The organism is Streptomyces sp. NPDC006283, from assembly GCF_040613325.1.
Lineage (GTDB): Bacteria > Actinomycetota > Actinomycetes > Streptomycetales > Streptomycetaceae > Streptomyces.
Window position 1 is genome coordinate 1 of record NZ_JBEXRZ010000195.1, and the last position, 13,908, is coordinate 13,908.

At 71.3% G+C, this 13,908-nt stretch carries 17 protein-coding genes, 1 pseudogene and 1 riboswitch; of the genes and pseudogenes, 6 read left to right on the forward strand and 12 right to left on the reverse strand.

All coding sequences use genetic code 11. The annotated features are described in order from the left end of the window. Positions 1–57: 57 nt before the first annotated feature. The 3 genes from ABZ070_RS28855 to ABZ070_RS28865 all read right to left on the reverse strand — a co-directional run bounded on the left by ABZ070_RS28855 (position 58) and on the right by ABZ070_RS28865 (position 3,012). Positions 58–1,071 (reverse strand): hemolysin family protein, encoded by a 1,014-nt coding sequence (locus ABZ070_RS28855; RefSeq protein WP_356638272.1) that lies wholly within the window; start codon positions 1,069–1,071, stop codon positions 58–60. After that, a complete protein-coding gene (locus ABZ070_RS28860) occupies positions 1,068–2,426 on the reverse strand; it encodes a hemolysin family protein (protein WP_356638273.1) in 1,359 nt (452 codons plus the stop codon). The genes ABZ070_RS28855 and ABZ070_RS28860 overlap by 4 nt, the downstream gene beginning before the upstream one ends. Positions 2,427–2,589: 163 nt before the next feature. Beyond that, a complete protein-coding gene (locus ABZ070_RS28865) occupies positions 2,590–3,012 on the reverse strand; it encodes a GNAT family N-acetyltransferase (protein WP_356638274.1) in 423 nt (140 codons plus the stop codon). A gap of 110 nt (positions 3,013–3,122) precedes the next feature. Between ABZ070_RS28865 and ABZ070_RS28870 the strand changes: the two genes are divergently transcribed. From ABZ070_RS28870 to ABZ070_RS28880, 3 genes are all read left to right on the forward strand, one after another. After that, entirely contained in the window at positions 3,123–3,341 is a 219-nt protein-coding gene (locus ABZ070_RS28870) for an antitoxin (protein WP_356638275.1), read from the forward strand. Positions 3,342–3,378: 37 nt separating this feature from the next. Further along, entirely contained in the window at positions 3,379–4,218 is an 840-nt protein-coding gene (locus tag ABZ070_RS28875; RefSeq protein WP_356638276.1) for a protein phosphatase 2C domain-containing protein, read from the forward strand. A gap of 72 nt (positions 4,219–4,290) precedes the next feature. Beyond that, positions 4,291–4,662 (forward strand): fic family toxin-antitoxin system, toxin component, encoded by a 372-nt coding sequence (locus ABZ070_RS28880; RefSeq protein WP_356638277.1) that lies wholly within the window; start codon positions 4,291–4,293, stop codon positions 4,660–4,662. Between the two features lie 52 nt (positions 4,663–4,714). On the opposite strand, the gene ABZ070_RS28885 is transcribed toward ABZ070_RS28880, so the two are convergent. The 5 genes from ABZ070_RS28885 to bioB all read right to left on the reverse strand — a co-directional run bounded on the left by ABZ070_RS28885 (position 4,715) and on the right by bioB (position 9,109). After that, positions 4,715–5,422, reverse strand: a complete 708-nt coding sequence (locus ABZ070_RS28885) for a class I SAM-dependent methyltransferase (RefSeq protein WP_356638278.1) — start codon at positions 5,420–5,422, stop codon at positions 4,715–4,717. Positions 5,423–5,481: 59 nt separating this feature from the next. Then, entirely contained in the window at positions 5,482–5,835 is a 354-nt protein-coding gene (locus ABZ070_RS28890; RefSeq protein WP_356638279.1) for a VOC family protein, read from the reverse strand. A 5-nt stretch (positions 5,836–5,840) separates the two neighbouring features. Next, on the reverse strand, positions 5,841–6,554 hold the full coding sequence (gene bioD / locus ABZ070_RS28895) for a dethiobiotin synthase (protein WP_356638280.1): 714 nt from the start codon (positions 6,552–6,554) through the stop codon (positions 5,841–5,843). Positions 6,555–6,633: 79 nt separating this feature from the next. Beyond that, entirely contained in the window at positions 6,634–7,923 is a 1,290-nt protein-coding gene (locus ABZ070_RS28900; protein WP_356638281.1) for an adenosylmethionine--8-amino-7-oxononanoate transaminase, read from the reverse strand. Beyond that, positions 7,916–9,109 (reverse strand): biotin synthase BioB, encoded by a 1,194-nt coding sequence (bioB, locus tag ABZ070_RS28905; protein ID WP_356638282.1) that lies wholly within the window; start codon positions 9,107–9,109, stop codon positions 7,916–7,918. The genes ABZ070_RS28900 and bioB overlap by 8 nt, the downstream gene beginning before the upstream one ends. 145 nt (positions 9,110–9,254) lie before the next feature. Here bioB and ABZ070_RS28910 point away from each other — a divergent pair, with 145 nt between their 5' ends. Continuing rightward, the gene (locus ABZ070_RS28910; RefSeq protein ID WP_356638283.1) at positions 9,255–10,400 is read left to right on the forward strand and encodes an 8-amino-7-oxononanoate synthase; all 1,146 of its coding nucleotides are present in this window, start codon (positions 9,255–9,257) and stop codon (positions 10,398–10,400) included. Positions 10,401–10,618: 218 nt separating this feature from the next. Beyond that, on the forward strand, positions 10,619–11,050 hold the full coding sequence (locus tag ABZ070_RS28915) for an ATP-binding protein (protein ID WP_356638284.1): 432 nt from the start codon (positions 10,619–10,621) through the stop codon (positions 11,048–11,050). Positions 11,051–11,244: 194 nt separating this feature from the next. Here the strand turns inward: ABZ070_RS28915 and ABZ070_RS28920 are convergent, their stop codons facing one another. From ABZ070_RS28920 to ABZ070_RS28930, 3 genes are all read right to left on the reverse strand, one after another. Continuing rightward, complete coding sequence (locus ABZ070_RS28920) at positions 11,245–11,721, reverse strand: C40 family peptidase (RefSeq protein ID WP_356638285.1); 477 nt, start codon at positions 11,719–11,721, stop codon at positions 11,245–11,247. A 3-nt stretch (positions 11,722–11,724) separates the two neighbouring features. Beyond that, positions 11,725–11,889: riboswitch (cyclic di-AMP (ydaO/yuaA leader) on the reverse strand. A gap of 336 nt (positions 11,890–12,225) precedes the next feature. Continuing rightward, positions 12,226–12,534, reverse strand: coding sequence for a hypothetical protein (locus tag ABZ070_RS28925; protein WP_356638286.1), 309 nt, complete (start codon positions 12,532–12,534; stop codon positions 12,226–12,228). 7 nt (positions 12,535–12,541) lie between these two features. Next, a complete protein-coding gene (locus ABZ070_RS28930; protein ID WP_356638287.1) occupies positions 12,542–13,177 on the reverse strand; it encodes an ATP-dependent Clp protease proteolytic subunit in 636 nt (211 codons plus the stop codon). Positions 13,178–13,261: 84 nt separating this feature from the next. Here ABZ070_RS28930 and ABZ070_RS28935 point away from each other — a divergent pair, with 84 nt between their 5' ends. After that, complete coding sequence (locus ABZ070_RS28935; protein ID WP_356638288.1) at positions 13,262–13,543, forward strand: type II toxin-antitoxin system Phd/YefM family antitoxin; 282 nt, start codon at positions 13,262–13,264, stop codon at positions 13,541–13,543. A gap of 182 nt (positions 13,544–13,725) precedes the next feature. Here ABZ070_RS28935 and ABZ070_RS28940 read toward each other — a convergent pair. Continuing rightward, a pseudogene (locus ABZ070_RS28940) lies at positions 13,726–13,908 on the reverse strand (hypothetical protein); the annotation flags it as partial.

Genomic DNA, 13,908 nt, shown 5'->3' on the forward strand with positions numbered 1-13,908 from the left:
GGCCCATCGCCCTGGGAGAGGCCGGCGCCCCGGGCCCCGGCCCGGGGCGCCGGCGTGTCAGCCCGGCTTGCCCACCAGTTCCCGCAGGATGTCCTCCATCGTGACGAGGCCCTCCGGGTTGCCGCTCTCGTCGAGGACCGCCGCCAGGTGCGTACGGCTGCGTCGCATGGCCGTGAGCACGTCGTCGAGCGGTGTCGTCGCCCGTACGCGTGCGATGGGCCGCATGGCCGCGACGGGGAACGCCACGTCCCGGGGCGCGGCGTCCAGCGCGTCCTTCACATGGAGATAGCCCAGGATGCGCCGGCCCTGGTCGACGACCGGGAAGCGGGAGAACCCGGACTCCGCGGAGAGCCTCTCCAACTGTTCCGGCGTCGTCCCGGCCTGCGCGTACACCACCCGCTCGATGGGCATCACCACGTCCCGCACGGGCCGGCTGCCGAGTTCGAGGGCGTCCCGGAGCCGCTCCGCGGAGCGGTCGTCGAGGAGCCCGGCCTCGCCGGAGTCCTGGACGAGGGCGGCCAGTTCGTCGTCGGAGAAGGTCGCGGACACCTCGTCCTTCGTCTCGACCCGCAGCAGCTTCAGCAGACCGTTGGCGAAGGCGTTGATCATGAAGATCACCGGCTTCAAGGCCTTCGCGAGCGCCACCAGCGGCGGCCCGAGCAGCAGGGCGCTGCGCAGCGGCTCCGCGAGCGCGATGTTCTTCGGCACCATCTCGCCGAGCAGCATGTGCAGATACGTGGCGAGCGACAGGGCGATGACGAACGAGATCGGGTGGACCGCCCCGTGCGGCACGCCCACCGCGTCGAAGACCGGCTCCAGCAGATGCGCGATGGCCGGTTCCGCGACGATACCGAGGACCAGGGTGCACAGCGTGATGCCCAGCTGCGCGGCGGCCATCAGCGCCGAGACGTGCTTGAGGCCCCACAGGACGCTGCGCGCCCGGCGGTTTCCGGCCTGTGCCTCCGGCTCGATCTGGCTGCGGCGCACGGAGATCAGCGCGAATTCCGCGCCGACGAAGAAGGCGTTGACGACGAGCGTCAGCAGGCCGATAAGCAGCTGGATCGCGATCATCGTCCCGCCTCCTCGATGTCGATGCCGATGTCCTCGGACGGGTCGGCGACCGTGGCCGGCGCGTGCAGCAGGACGCGCGCGGCGCGCCGTCCGGAGGCGTCGAGCACGTCGAGCTGCCAGCCGGCCATGTCGATGCGGTCGCCCTCGGCGGGAATGCGCCCGAGTTCCGTGGCGACCACTCCGGCGAGTGTTTCGTAGGGACCGTCGGGCACCCGCAGCCCGATGGCCGCGAGCTGGTCGGTGCGCGCGGCACCGTCGGCGGACCACAGGGACCGTCCGTCGGCGTCCTCGCCCGCGGGGGCCAGGTCGGGCGTCTCGTGCGGATCGTGCTCGTCGCGCACCTCGCCGACGACCTCCTCGACGATGTCCTCCATCGTCACGACCCCGGCGGTGCCGCCGTACTCGTCGATGACGACGGCCATCGTGGACCGGCCCTGCAGCCGGTCGAGCAGCCGGTCCACGGTCAGCGACTCCGGGACGAGCACCGGCTCGCGCAGCAGTTCGCTGACGCGGAGGCGGGGGCGGTGCTCGGCGGGCACGGCCAGCACATCCTTGATGTGGGCGACGCCGACGACGGTGTCCAGGCTGCTCCGGTAGACGGGGAAGCGGGACAGCCCGGTGGCCCGGGTCGCGTTCGCCACGTCCTCCGCGGTGGCCTGCACCTCGAGAGCCGTGACCTGCACGCGCGGCGTCATCACGTTCTCCGCGGTGAGCTCGCCCAGGCCGAGCGTGCGGACGAACAGTTCGGCCGTGTCGGCCTCGAGCGCGCCTTCCTTGGCGGAGTGGCGGGCCAGCGCGATGAGTTCCTTGGGGCTGCGCGCGGAGGCGAGCTCCTCGGTGGGTTCCAGGCCCAGGCGGGTCACGAGGCGGTTCGCCGTGTTGTTGAGATGGGTGATCAGGGGGCGGAACGCGGCGGTGAAGATCCGCTGGGGGGTGGCCACGACCTTGGCGACGGCCAGCGGCGTGGAGATGGCCCAGTTCTTGGGGACCAGTTCGCCGACGACCATCAGTACGACGGTCGACAGCGCTGTGCCGATGACCAGCGCGGCGGACGATGCCACGGTGGGGGAGAGGCCGAGGTCCTCGATCGGTCCCCGGATCAGTTTCGCGATCGAGGGTTCGGCGAGCATGCCGACGATCAGGTTGGTGACGGTGATGCCGAGCTGCGCTCCGGAGAGCTGGAACGTGAGGCTGCGCACGGCCTTGAGCGCGCCGGCGGCGCCTCGTTCCCCGCGCTCGGCGGCCCGCTCGAGTTCGCTGCGTTCGACCGTCGTGAGGGAGAACTCCGCCGCGACGAAGGCTCCGCAGGCGACGGAGAGCAGTACCGCCACCAGGAGCAGAAGCACTTCGGTCATCGGTTCACCTCCGTCCCAGGATCGGGCAGGGGGAGGAGGATTGCGCGATGTCGGCTACTGGGAGGCTCGCCCATGGACGGACGCTCACACCTTTCGTACGGGGAGTGGACAGTCCTTCCATGGTAAAGGAGCGGCAAAACGGTCCGCGCGGCGGTGGTGGTGCTCAGGCGAAGGGCTTGACCCAGCGGCGCCAGTGGTCCTCGCGCCGATAGCCGGCGGAGGCCCACGCCCGGTGGGCCCGCTCATTGGCCTCGAGCACCATCGCGTCGCCGCGCCGTCCGCCGATCGCCGCGAACCGCTTCTCCGCCGCATCCAACAGTGCCGTGGAGATGCCGCGCCGGCGGTGGGAGGGGAGCACGGCCAACCGGTAGAGGGAGCAGCGCCAGCCGTCGTAGCCGGCGATCACCGACCCCACGAGCGCGCCGTCCGACTCGGCGAGGATGAGCGCCTCGGGGTCGCGGGTGATCAACCGGGTGACGCCGTCCGCGTCGTCCGTGATGCTGGTGCCCTCCGCCGCCTCCTTCCAGAAGGCGAGAACCGCCTCGGCGTCATCGGATACGGCAGTGCGCAGCTTCACGTCGGTCATGGCAGGTGAGCCAAGCACGCACGCCTCCGAACCCGCCACCGGCGCTCGCGGTACGAGACGGAGCGGGGCCGCCCTTGCGGGTGCTAGCGGTCCCGCGCTAGCTTGATGATGTGGCGAAGACTCAGCTGAACGTACGCGTGGACGAGGCCACGGCGGAGACCGCCCGCCGGCGGGCCCTGCAGCGTGGCGTGAGCGTGAACCGCTACATCGAGGAGCTCGTCAAACAGGACGCCGGTGAAGCCGGACGCACTTTCGTGGACGCGGCGGCCGACTTCATGAAGCAGTACGAGTCGGTCTTCGCCGAGGAGTTCGGCGAAAAGCACCGCTGAGCGGCCGGATCCGACCATCCGGCAGGATGCACGGCTGATGACCGGACTCATGGACTGCGTACTGTGCGGCGGAACCGTCGCACCCGACGGCCACTGCTGGCATTGCGGTGAGGCGCAGCCCGCCTTCCGCTCCCGTCTCGAGATCACGGCCCGCGACGGCTCCGCCGGAATCACCGACCGCGGCAAGCACCGAGGCATCAACGCGGACGCCATGGCGCTGACCATGACCGGCCCATGGACGATCGGGGTCGTCTGCGACGGCGTGTCCATGTCCCCCCGAGGCGAGCGAGCCGCACAGGTCGCCTCCGAGGTCGGGCTTGCCACCCTGGCGTCCCGGCTTGCGGACGGCGTCCTGCCGGAAGTCGCCCTCGGTGCCGCCGCCGTCCGTGCGGGCCGCGCCGTCGCCGCCCTCGCGACGTCGCCGGATGCCGCGCCGGCCTGCACGTACGTCGCCGGCATCGCCGGCCCCGAGGGCATGTGGAGTGCCTGGATCGGAGACAGCCGTGCCTACTGGCTGCCTGACGAGGGACCGGGCATGGTGCTCACCGAGGACGACACCGGCGAGCACGAAGCCCTCTCCGCATGGCTCGGAGCCGACGCGGAGGAACCGGCGCCGCGCATCCGGAGCTACCGGCCGCAGGTCCCGGGCCGGCTCCTTCTGTGCACCGACGGACTGTGGCGCCATGTGCCGGACGCCGACGGGCTGCGTGCCGTTCTCGCCCGCCGCCCGCACACGACGCCGGTCGACAACAGCCTTGTGGACGAGGCAAGATCACTCATCGGGCATGCCCTGGCCGCCGGCGGACACGACAACATCACCGCGCTGCTCATCCCCGTCGCGCCCGGAGTGCCGAACACCGGGCACCGCTACCGATGAACGCCCCCTACCCGTGAGACGCATCCCCACATGGACAATGACGAGCCATCCGAGAAACCGTCACATGGCCACATGAACCTGCGGATCGACCTCGCCTGGCTGCTCATGGTCGCCGAGCACAAGACCCCCGGAGACCCTCAGGTCACCGACTGGGGCGCACTCGTCGCCGCCGTCAGCCGCCACGAGGCGGAGATATTCGGCGTGCCCGTCTACGGCGACCCGCACGCCCGCGCCGCCGCACTGCTCCAACTGCTGCTGCACGTGCCCGCGCTCGAACGCTCCAATGCCATGTACGCCTCGGCCGTCGCGTACGGCTATCTCGTCGCCTGCGGCATCAAGGTCGTCACCTCGCCCGAGCAGGTACGCGACCTGGCCCGGCTGGTCAAGGAAGGCAAGGCGGACGTCGGGCGCATCGCCGACGAGCTGCGCCAGTGGAGCGAGTGACGACGCCCTGGCCCGCGCAGGGAGTGACGACGCCCCGGCCTGCGCAGCGCAGCTAGCGGGTCGGATCCTGGCCGGCCCCGCCCCGGTCCGCGGCCCGCGGACGGCGAGCGACTCCCAGGACGCAGGGTGACGTAGGCAACGGGAGCCCGCCGTCCGGCACGCGGAACCGCCGGTACTCTCCCAGCTCGAAGCCGGCCGCCTCGATGGCGGCGACCGTGTCCCGTGCGGTGTGACAGCCACCGAAGAGCCGTGGCCACACCGTGCGGTCCAACGCCCGCTGGGTGCGCGCCAGCCCGCGCCCCTCGGCCAGTTGATGCTCGAAGAACCGCAGCTCGCCACCCGGCCGCAGCACCCGGCTGATCTCCGCGAGCGCCCGCGGCAGATCCCGTACGGTGCACAGCACCAGCGATGCCACCGCCGCGTCGAAACCCTCGCTCTTGACCGGCAGCGCCTCGGCCGCACCTGGCACCACGTCCACCGGGACATCGGCGTGCAGCGCCGCCTCGACGGCCAACTTCCGCAAGGTGCGCTCCGGTTCGAGCGCGACCACCTCGGAGACGGTCCTCGGATAGTGAGAGAAGTTCAGGCCGTTGCCCGCACCGATCTCGATCACCCGGCCGGACAGTCCGTCCAGCAGTTCGGCGCGGTAGGCGGCGATCCCGCCCTTGAGGTCCGCCGTCACGCTCAGCTTCGCGTAGAACCGGGCGAACACCGGATGATGGACGGCGTCGCGGGGGACCTTCGTGCTACGCAGGGGCATCGGTGCCTCCCTGGGAAGGACGGGCCGGTCACCGACATTCTCCCCCCGGCCGCGTCACATCAGGCTTCCGAACCGGCCACGAAGCAGAATTCGTTGCCTTCCGGGTCGCGCAGCACCTGGAAGCGGCCGTAATCGTCGGGGACGATCCCTCCGACGCGCACCGCGCCGAGCCGCACGGCCTCTTCCGCCGCCGCGTCGACATCGCCCGCGTCCAGGTCCAGATGAAGCCGGTTCTTGACCGTCTTGCCCTCCGGCACGCGCTGGAAGGCGACACGCGCGAACTCCGGCGGATCGATGTACGACCAGTCGTCGGAGCGGTCCACCGGATCGCCGCCGAGGAGCGAGGCCCAGAAACGCACCAGCAGGGCGGGGTCGTGACAGTCGAAGACGATCTCGTCGATCCGTGCGCGCATGGGCGTCAGCCTAGGGCGGCGGCGAACGCTCGCGCATCCCATCGGCCCCCGAGGCGTGGCGCCAGCCACCCCTCGGCCCGCGCCCTGAACTCCTCCGGTGCGAGCGCCCCGGCGCCTGCCGGAACGGCACCCAGCAGCGGCGCGCCCGCCGCGTCCGGGAGGTCCGCCAGATTGCAGCGCGCCGCCAGATCCGGATCCGCGGGCCAGCTGCCCACCACCACGCCCAACTGCTCCAGATCCCGCGCGCGCAGCGCCTCCGCGGTCAGGGCCGTCATGTTCAGGGTGCCGAGACCGGCCGGGGCGACCACGAGCACGGGCGCACCCAGCTCGGCCGCCACGTCCGCGAGCGTGGCGCCCTCGTCGTCGAGCCGCACGAGAAGACCGCCTGCGCCCTCGACCAGCACCAGGTCGTGCTCGGCCGCCAGCTTCCCGGCCGCCTCCGCGACCTGCCGCGGCCGCACCGGGGCGAGCCCGGCCCGCCGGGCGGCGGTCGCGGGCGCCAACGGCTCGGGGAAACGGCCCAGTTCGACGCCTGTCACCCGCCCGGCGAGCCGCCGCACCACGTCGACGTCGCCGTCCTCGCCGGGCGCGACCCCGGTCTGCGCGGGCTTCACGACGGCGACGGAACGCCCCTGCGAGACGCCGACGGCCGCGAGCGCGGCGGTGAGGACGGTCTTGCCGATCTCGGTCCCGGTTCCGGTGACGACGATCACTGCCATGTGCTTCTCTGTCCTCTCCTCGTTCCGACTGCGTGCGCCCGTTCGGGGCGTTCCCCGAACGGGCGTCCTGCGGGGCACGTCAGCCCGCCGTCGCCGCCGCGCGGACCGCGCCGCAGACGCGGGCGAGGTCCTCGTCGTCCGTCACGTACGGCGGCATCGTGTACACGAGGTCGCGGAACGGGCGCAGCCAGACGCCCTCGCGTACCGCCGCCGACGTCGCCGCGGCCATGTCCACCTCGTGGTCCAGCTGTACGACGCCGATGCCGCCGAGTACCCGTACGTCCTTCACGCCCGGTTGCCCGGCGACCTCCGCGAGGCCCTCCCGCAGACCGGCCTCCAGCCGCTTGACCTCCTGCTGCCAGTCCTGGCCGAGCAGCAGGTCGATCGACGCGCACGCGACCGCCGAGGCCAGCGGGTTGCCCATGAACGTAGGGCCGTGGGCCAGTACGGGGACCTCGCCCCGCGAGATGCCGTCGGCCACCCGCGACGTGCACAGCGTCGCCGCCATCGTCAGATAGCCGCCGGTCAGCGCCTTGCCCAGGCACATCACGTCCGGTGCGACACCGGCCTGCCCGGCCGCGAACAGCGTGCCCGTGCGGCCGAAGCCGGTCGCGATCTCGTCGAAGACGAGCAGCACGCCGTGCTCGTCGCACGCCTCGCGCAACACCCGCAGATACGCGGGGGAGTGGAACCTCATGCCGCCCGCGCCCTGGACCACCGGCTCCACGATCACCGCGGCGAGCTCGTCCGCGTGCCGGGCGATCAGCGTGCGCAGCCCGTCCGCGTACGACTGCTCGTACTCGGCCGGTGGCGCGTCCGCGAAGATCTGCCGCGGCAGCACGCCCTGCCACAGTTCGTGCATCCCGCCTTCGGGGTCGCAGACCGACATGGGCTGCCAGGTGTCGCCGTGGTAGCCGCCGCGCCACGTCAGCAGCCGCTGCTTCGCGGGGCGGCCCACCGAGCGCCAGTACTGCAGGCACATCTTCAACGCGACCTCTACGGACACGGAGCCGGAGTCGCAGAGGAAGACGTGCCGCAGCGGCTCGGGGGTGATCTCGACCAGCCGGGTGGCCAGCCGGACGGCGGGCTCATGGGTGAGCCCGCCGAACATCACATGGCTCATCCGCCCCAGCTGCGCAGTCGCCGCCTCGTTGAGGACCGGGTGGTTGTACCCGTGCACGGCCGACCACCAGGACGACATGCCGTCGATCAACTCGCGCTGCCCGTGCACCTCTTCGGCGAGCCGCAGCCGCACCCCGGAGGCGGACTCGACGACGAGCGGGTCCGTACGGCCCGGCATCGGGCCGTACGGGTGCCAGACGTGAGCACGGTCCAGCGCGCGCAGCTCGCCCGGGGTGAGCTCAGGCATTGGGCGCGAGGTCCGTTCCGGCGCCGCGGCGGCGGACCGCGACCAGGTCCGTACGGGCGGCGGGGACTTCGGTCCCCTGCTCCGCCACCGGTTCCGCCGCCTCGGCCGGCTCGTCGTTCGAGCAGCCGCCTTCGCCGCCTTCGCCGCCGTCCCCGCAGACCGAGCCGCAGCCACCGCCCGCGGCCCGGTGCTCGGGCAGCGTCGTCGTGTCCGTGCCCTCCACCTCGAAGCCGGCGTCCGCGATCATGTCGAGATCCGCCTTGCCCGCCTGGCCCTCGCTGGTGAGGTAGTCGCCCAGGAAGATCGAGTTGGCCAGGTGCAGCGCCAGGGGCTGCATCGAGCGCAGATGCACCTCGCGCCCGCCGGCCAGCCGCACCTCGACGTCGGGGCAGACGAACCGCACCATCGCGAGAATGCGCAGACAGCGCTGGGGGGTGAGGTGCCACTCCTTGGCGAGCGGTGTGCCCTCGAACGGGATCAGGAAGTTCACCGGAACCGAGTCGGGGTCGAGCTCGCGCAGCGAGAACACCACGTCCACCAGGTCCTCGTCGGCCTCGCCCATGCCGGCGATCAGCCCGGAGCACGCGGAAAGGCCCGCCGCGTGCGCCTTGGTCACCGTGTCCACACGGTCCGCGTAGGTGTGCGTGGTCGTGATGTCCCCGTACGTCCCCTCGGACGTGTTCAGGTTGTGGTTGTACGCGTCCGCGCCCGCGTCGCGCAGCCGTTCGGCCTGGCCGTCGGAGAGCAGACCCAGGCAGGCGCAGACCTCGACGCCCTCGTTCTGTTCCTTGATCGCCTCGATGGTCTTCGAGACCCGGTCGACGTCGCGGTCCGTCGGACCGCGGCCGCTCGCGACCAGGCAGACCCGCTTGGCGCCGCCGGCCACACCGGCTGCCGCTGCCTGCGACGCCTCGTCGGGCTTCAGCCAGGTGTACTTGAGGATCTCGGCCTTCGACCCGAGCCGCTGCGAGCAGTACGAGCAGTCCTCCGGGCACAGGCCCGACTTCAGATTCACGAGATAGTTGAGCTTCACCCGACGTCCGAACCACTGGCGGCGCACCTTGCCGGCCGCGGCCACCACTTCGAGGACATCGTCGTCCGAGGTCGCCAGCACGGCGAGCGCTTCTTCACGGGTCGGCAGCTCGCGCCGCAGCCCCTTCTCCACCAGCGTGTTCAGCAGATCCATGGCGCTGATCCTGACGTACGGCGCCTGCCCGGGCCAAGGAGGAACTCCACAACAGCGCCGGTTTGAGGTGTGTGCATGGCCACACCCGATCCCTTCGCCCGCCCGGTTAGGGTCTGTCCGCTGCCTACAAAAGGACCGGACCACCATGCCTCAGGATCCTTTCGACTGGATCGACGACGAGTCACGCCGCCGTGAGCAGGCCGGTCTCGTCCGTACGCTCCGGCCGCGCGCCGCGGACAGTGCCCTCCTGGATCTGGCGAGCAACGACTACCTCGGGCTCACCCGCCGCACGGAGGTCACGGAAGGCGCCGCCGAGGCCGCCCGCCGCTGGGGCGCGGGTGCCACCGGCTCACGGCTGGTCACCGGCAGCACCGAACTCCACGCCGACCTGGAACACGAACTCGCCGACTTCTGCGGCTTCGAGGCGGCCCTGGTCCTGTCCTCCGGCTACGCGGCCAACCTCGCCGCCGTGACCGCGCTCAGCGGCCGCGACGCCCTCGTCGTCTCCGACGCGGGCAACCACGCCTCCATCGTCGACGGCTGCCGCCTGTCCCGGGCGGAGACGGCCGTCGTCGCGCACGCCGATGTCGAAGCCGTACGCAAGACCCTCGACGCGCACCCCGGCCGCCGCGCCCTCGCCGTCACCGACTCGGTCTTCTCCGTGGACGGCGACGCGGCGCCCCTGACCGGTCTCGCCGATGCCTGCCGCGAGCACGGGGCGGCACTGATGGTCGACGACGCGCACGGTCTCGGCGTTCTGGGCAGCGGAGGGCGCGGGGCCCTGGACGCCGCCGGGCTCGCGGGCGCGGCGGGAGTCGTCGCCACGCTCACCCTCTCCAAGTCGCTCGGCAGCCAGGGCGGGGCGGTCCTCGGCCCGGCCCGCGTCATCGACCACCTCGTCAACACCGCGCGTACCTTCATTTTCGACACCGGACTTGCCCCGGCGGCGGCCGGCGCGGCTCTCGCGAGCGTGCGGATCCTGCGCGGCGAACCCGGCCTCGCGGCGCGGGCCCGCGAGGTGGCCACGACGCTGCACCACCGGCTCACCGACGCGGGGCTGACCGCGGCGCGGCCCGACGCCGCCGTCGTCTCCGTGCAGGCGCCGTCGCCGGAGGCGGCCCTGCGGTGGGCGGCCGACTGCCGTGCGGCGGGGCTTGTCGTCGGATGCTTCCGGCCTCCGTCCGTACCGGACGGGATCTCGCGGATCAGGCTCACCGCGCGCGCGGATCTCACGGGAGCGCAAATCGACCGGGCGGTCTCCACCATCATCGGTACCGCGCCTGTCGGTTGAGGGCGTCGGACCCCCGCCCGGGCCGCCGGAAGCGCCCCAAATACGTTCTGCCGTAGCAGAGTTCACCGCATCGGGCGACAGATATGTACGTATCTTGGTGGAACGCCGCCTCTCACGGGCGATAAGTGGCAGTCTGACGCGGAAGCGCAATCCGTGGCCGTTCTCGCATGTCATCCGCTACGAGTCGGAGCCCGGCCCGGTGGGAAAGGGACGTCGCCATGGCAGACCACCAAGAAGCATCCGTCACTCTGCCGAGCGATCCGGAGTCGGTTTCCACCGCCCGGAGATATGTCACGGAGATCGTGTGCGGATGGGGGCTCGAGCCCGACACGGAGGCCGTGGACACCGTCCGGCTGATCGTGTCCGAACTGGCCACCAACGCCGTGCAGCACACCTTCGGACAGTCCCCGACCTTCACCGTCGACCTGCGGCTGGAGCGCGACGAGCAGCTGTGCATCGGCGTGACCGACAGCCACCCCCGCTGGCCGCAGCGGCTGCCGGCCGCCGTCCGCCAGGACAACGGCCGCGGGATGGTGATCATCCGTACGCTCACCGCGGAGTGCGGCGGGCGGCTGTCCGTCTCACCCACCCGGGAGGGCGGCAAGACGGTCTGGATCGCGCTGCCGTGGGCCGTACCCGTGCAGAACTGAGAGGGCGCCGGCCATCCTCCCCGGCGTCCCCGTCGCAGGACCGGCCCGAGTTGCCCCGGCCGGCGCGCACCGCCCATCGCCGTCGAAGGCGTCACGGGGGTGCACGACCGGACCTGGGGGTGCTCCTGCTCGTCGGGGCCTCCGCTGCGACGACACCATGGCCGGGCGAGCGAAGCGGGGGAACTGCCGGGGCGTCAGCGGACGCGGCCGTACTTGACACTCCTTGTCCAGATCTTGGCCAGCTTGACCACGTCGCCCGTTTTGGGTGAGTGCCAGATTTTGCCGTGGCCGGCGTAGATGCCCACGTGGTACACGAAACCGCCGGAGTGGAAGAACACCAGGTCACCGCGTTGCCGGTTGGCGGCGGAGATGTGCCGCGTCCGGTTGTACTGCTGCTGGGCGGTCCGGGGCAGTATCTTCCCCGCTTTTTTGTACGAATAGAGCGTGAGCCCGGAGCAGTCGAAGCGGGACGGGCCCGTGCCGCCGTAGCGGTAGGGGGACCCCTGCTTCGAAGCCGCCACTTTGAGCGCCTTGCTCGCGTGGCTGCTGATCGCTCGCGCCTCTGCGGAGCTGCTGGGGGACAGGAGTGTGCCGCCGACGGCGGCGATCGTCAGTGCCGATACGGCGCCCGCTCGCGAGAAGAGGAGCGGGAGATGAATCTGCGCAGTCATGCGCAACCCTTCGTCAGCCGCCTGTGAAGGATGACCTGTCGGGTTCGGACCGGCGAAGACGCCCGGCCGCCGCAGCGGCTTCACCCCAAGACGTGTCCGGGGTCGCCGGTCACGCCGTACTGCTCGGGTCCTCCACTCCTGCCGATGCACTTCCGTCGACCAGTCATCCGGTGCGGCGGCAGGACTCAGCGTCCGCCCGGACCGCCCCGTCAAGGTGGCGGGGGCTTGTCGTCCCACGGATCGTTACCCACCCATGTCCGATTTCCGAGTTGAAACGGCTTTTGTGAAGCCAATCACGACTGGCCCTTTCGGGTGGACAGGAGCATCAACACCGTTCTCGCATGACGCGGACGCATGGTCGTACCAGCGGCGAAGCCGTCGATTGGGCCAGATCGGTGATCGCGCCGCGCAAGTCCTGCGACACACAACAACTTCCGTGAAGCTCCACCGAACGGGGGACGAGCACCGCTACCCCGTTGGCGGTTGACAACAGCGGAGCGACCGTCAACTCGTCGAAACCGGCGGCATGGTCACACGCTTCGCCCTGCGTTCCCCGTCCAGAACGCGCAGCGCCTCGGCGAGCGTGTGCGTGTACACCTCGCTCTCGCCGCGCAGATGCATGAGCGTCAGGGCGTCTTTCAGCGCGGCCGCCCGGCCCACCAGGGCTTGTGCCGCACGCAGTGCGCCGTAGGTATGGGTGGAGCGTGCGGGGTTGATCCGGCCGACCAGGTCGACGACTTCGAGATACGCGTCGACGAATTCGGCCTCGGCGCGGGTCAGCGCGGGCAGCGGCGGCAGCTCGGGGGGCAGCATCGCGCGCTCACTTCGCGCCGGACGGCGTGGCCGGGATCTTGCGGCTCGCGATGACGTGGTCGATCAGGCCGTACTCCTTGGCGGCCGCCGCATTGAAGATCTTGTCCCGCTCCAGGTCGGTGGCGACGCGCTCGGCGTCCTGGCCGGTGTGGCGTACGAGCATCCCGGCGAGTTGCGCACGCAGCCGCAGCAACTCGGCGGCGTGAATCTCCAGATCGGAGGTCTGTCCCCGCAACGGCTCCTCGAAGGCGGGCTGCTGGACCACGATCCGCGAGCCGGGCAACGCCATGCGCTTGCCGGGCGCACCCGCGGCCAGCAGCGCGGCCGCGGTCGAGGCGGCCTGGCCGAGGCACGTGGTGGCCACGTCGCAGGTGACGACCTGCATCGTGTCGTAGACGGCGGACATGGCGCTGAGAGATCCGCCGGGTGAGTTGATGTACAGGCAGATGTCCTGGTCGGGGGCCGCGTATTCGAGGTGCAGGAACTGCGCGATGACGTCGTTGGCGGCGGTGTCGTCGACCGCGGTCCCGAGGAAGATGATCCGCTCGCCCAGCAGCTTCGAGTACGGGTCGAGCGTCCGCGTCCCGGACGAGGTGCGTTCGGTGAACTCCGGCAGGACGTGGCGGGCGGAAGGACCGTTCATGGCGTACCTCTCCTCTGACGGATGCGGCTCTTTTGGCGCCTCTGTAAAAAATGTACAGGACGTACAGACCGTTATGATGGGAGCATGGCCTATGAGATTCCGGTGACGCAAGCCCGTGCAGAGCTCGCCGACCTGATCAACCGCGTTGTCTACGGCGGGGAGCGCGTGGTCGTGACCCGGCACGGGAAGCCGCTCGTCGCGCTGGTCTCCGCGGCTGACCTGGCACGACTGGAGAACGCGGGGGAGGCGGCCGAGGAGCAGGTGATCAGCTCGGTGTCCTCGTTCGGCTCGACGTCTTCCACCCCTGCCGCGCGCGGCCGCTTCGGCCTCGCGGCGGAACACCACCGCCCGGAGGACCGCACCTGACGCGCCGCGCGCCCTGCACGACCTTCTGTCGCCGTGGCGATGGTCCGCTCGCGGTCGCTCGGGCCACGGCCCGGCGTCGGCGCCGCCCGCTCGCGCGTGGTGCGCTCCATCGCCCGGACCTGTCGGCGGCCCGGCGCCTTCGGCGGGGTGCTCCTGCACGGCGGCACTTCTCGCTGCCGCGGTCACAGAGCGGCCGGGGCCGCCTCGGGGTGCTCCCGGTCGGCAGGTCTTCGGCCTGCACATGCCCGGCGACCGGCGTGCCGACGGCGGCGGCCGTCAGGCTTGGCGCACCCGCCTAGGTCGTCCTCGGGGAGGGAAGTATCGACGAGCGACTTCGCCAGCTCGTACTCCTCCGTCGGCCAGAC

What these genes read in the sequence shown, in the direction of transcription:
- bioB (WP_356638282.1), bottom strand. Translation starts at nt 9,109, where the DNA reads ATGGATCTGCTGAACACGCTGGTGGAGAAGGGGCTGCGGCGCGAGCTG.
- ABZ070_RS28910 (WP_356638283.1), top strand. Translation starts at nt 9,255, where the DNA reads ATGCCTCAGGATCCTTTCGACTGGATCGACGACGAGTCACGCCGCCGT.
- ABZ070_RS28880 (WP_356638277.1), top strand. Translation starts at nt 4,291, where the DNA reads ATGAACCTGCGGATCGACCTCGCCTGGCTGCTCATGGTCGCCGAGCAC.
- ABZ070_RS28925 (WP_356638286.1), bottom strand. Translation starts at nt 12,534, where the DNA reads ATGCTGCCCCCCGAGCTGCCGCCGCTGCCCGCGCTGACCCGCGCCGAG.
- ABZ070_RS28915 (WP_356638284.1), top strand. Translation starts at nt 10,619, where the DNA reads ATGGCAGACCACCAAGAAGCATCCGTCACTCTGCCGAGCGATCCGGAG.
- ABZ070_RS28875 (WP_356638276.1), top strand. Translation starts at nt 3,379, where the DNA reads ATGACCGGACTCATGGACTGCGTACTGTGCGGCGGAACCGTCGCACCC.
- ABZ070_RS28890 (WP_356638279.1), bottom strand. Translation starts at nt 5,835, where the DNA reads ATGCGCGCACGGATCGACGAGATCGTCTTCGACTGTCACGACCCCGCC.
- ABZ070_RS28900 (WP_356638281.1), bottom strand. Translation starts at nt 7,923, where the DNA reads ATGCCTGAGCTCACCCCGGGCGAGCTGCGCGCGCTGGACCGTGCTCAC.
- ABZ070_RS28865 (WP_356638274.1), bottom strand. Translation starts at nt 3,012, where the DNA reads ATGACCGACGTGAAGCTGCGCACTGCCGTATCCGATGACGCCGAGGCG.
- ABZ070_RS28930 (WP_356638287.1), bottom strand. Translation starts at nt 13,177, where the DNA reads ATGAACGGTCCTTCCGCCCGCCACGTCCTGCCGGAGTTCACCGAACGC.
- bioD (WP_356638280.1), bottom strand. Translation starts at nt 6,554, where the DNA reads ATGGCAGTGATCGTCGTCACCGGAACCGGGACCGAGATCGGCAAGACC.
- ABZ070_RS28885 (WP_356638278.1), bottom strand. Translation starts at nt 5,422, where the DNA reads ATGCCCCTGCGTAGCACGAAGGTCCCCCGCGACGCCGTCCATCATCCG.
- ABZ070_RS28935 (WP_356638288.1), top strand. Translation starts at nt 13,262, where the DNA reads ATGGCCTATGAGATTCCGGTGACGCAAGCCCGTGCAGAGCTCGCCGAC.
- ABZ070_RS28920 (WP_356638285.1), bottom strand. Translation starts at nt 11,721, where the DNA reads ATGACTGCGCAGATTCATCTCCCGCTCCTCTTCTCGCGAGCGGGCGCC.
- ABZ070_RS28855 (WP_356638272.1), bottom strand. Translation starts at nt 1,071, where the DNA reads ATGATCGCGATCCAGCTGCTTATCGGCCTGCTGACGCTCGTCGTCAAC.
- ABZ070_RS28860 (WP_356638273.1), bottom strand. Translation starts at nt 2,426, where the DNA reads ATGACCGAAGTGCTTCTGCTCCTGGTGGCGGTACTGCTCTCCGTCGCC.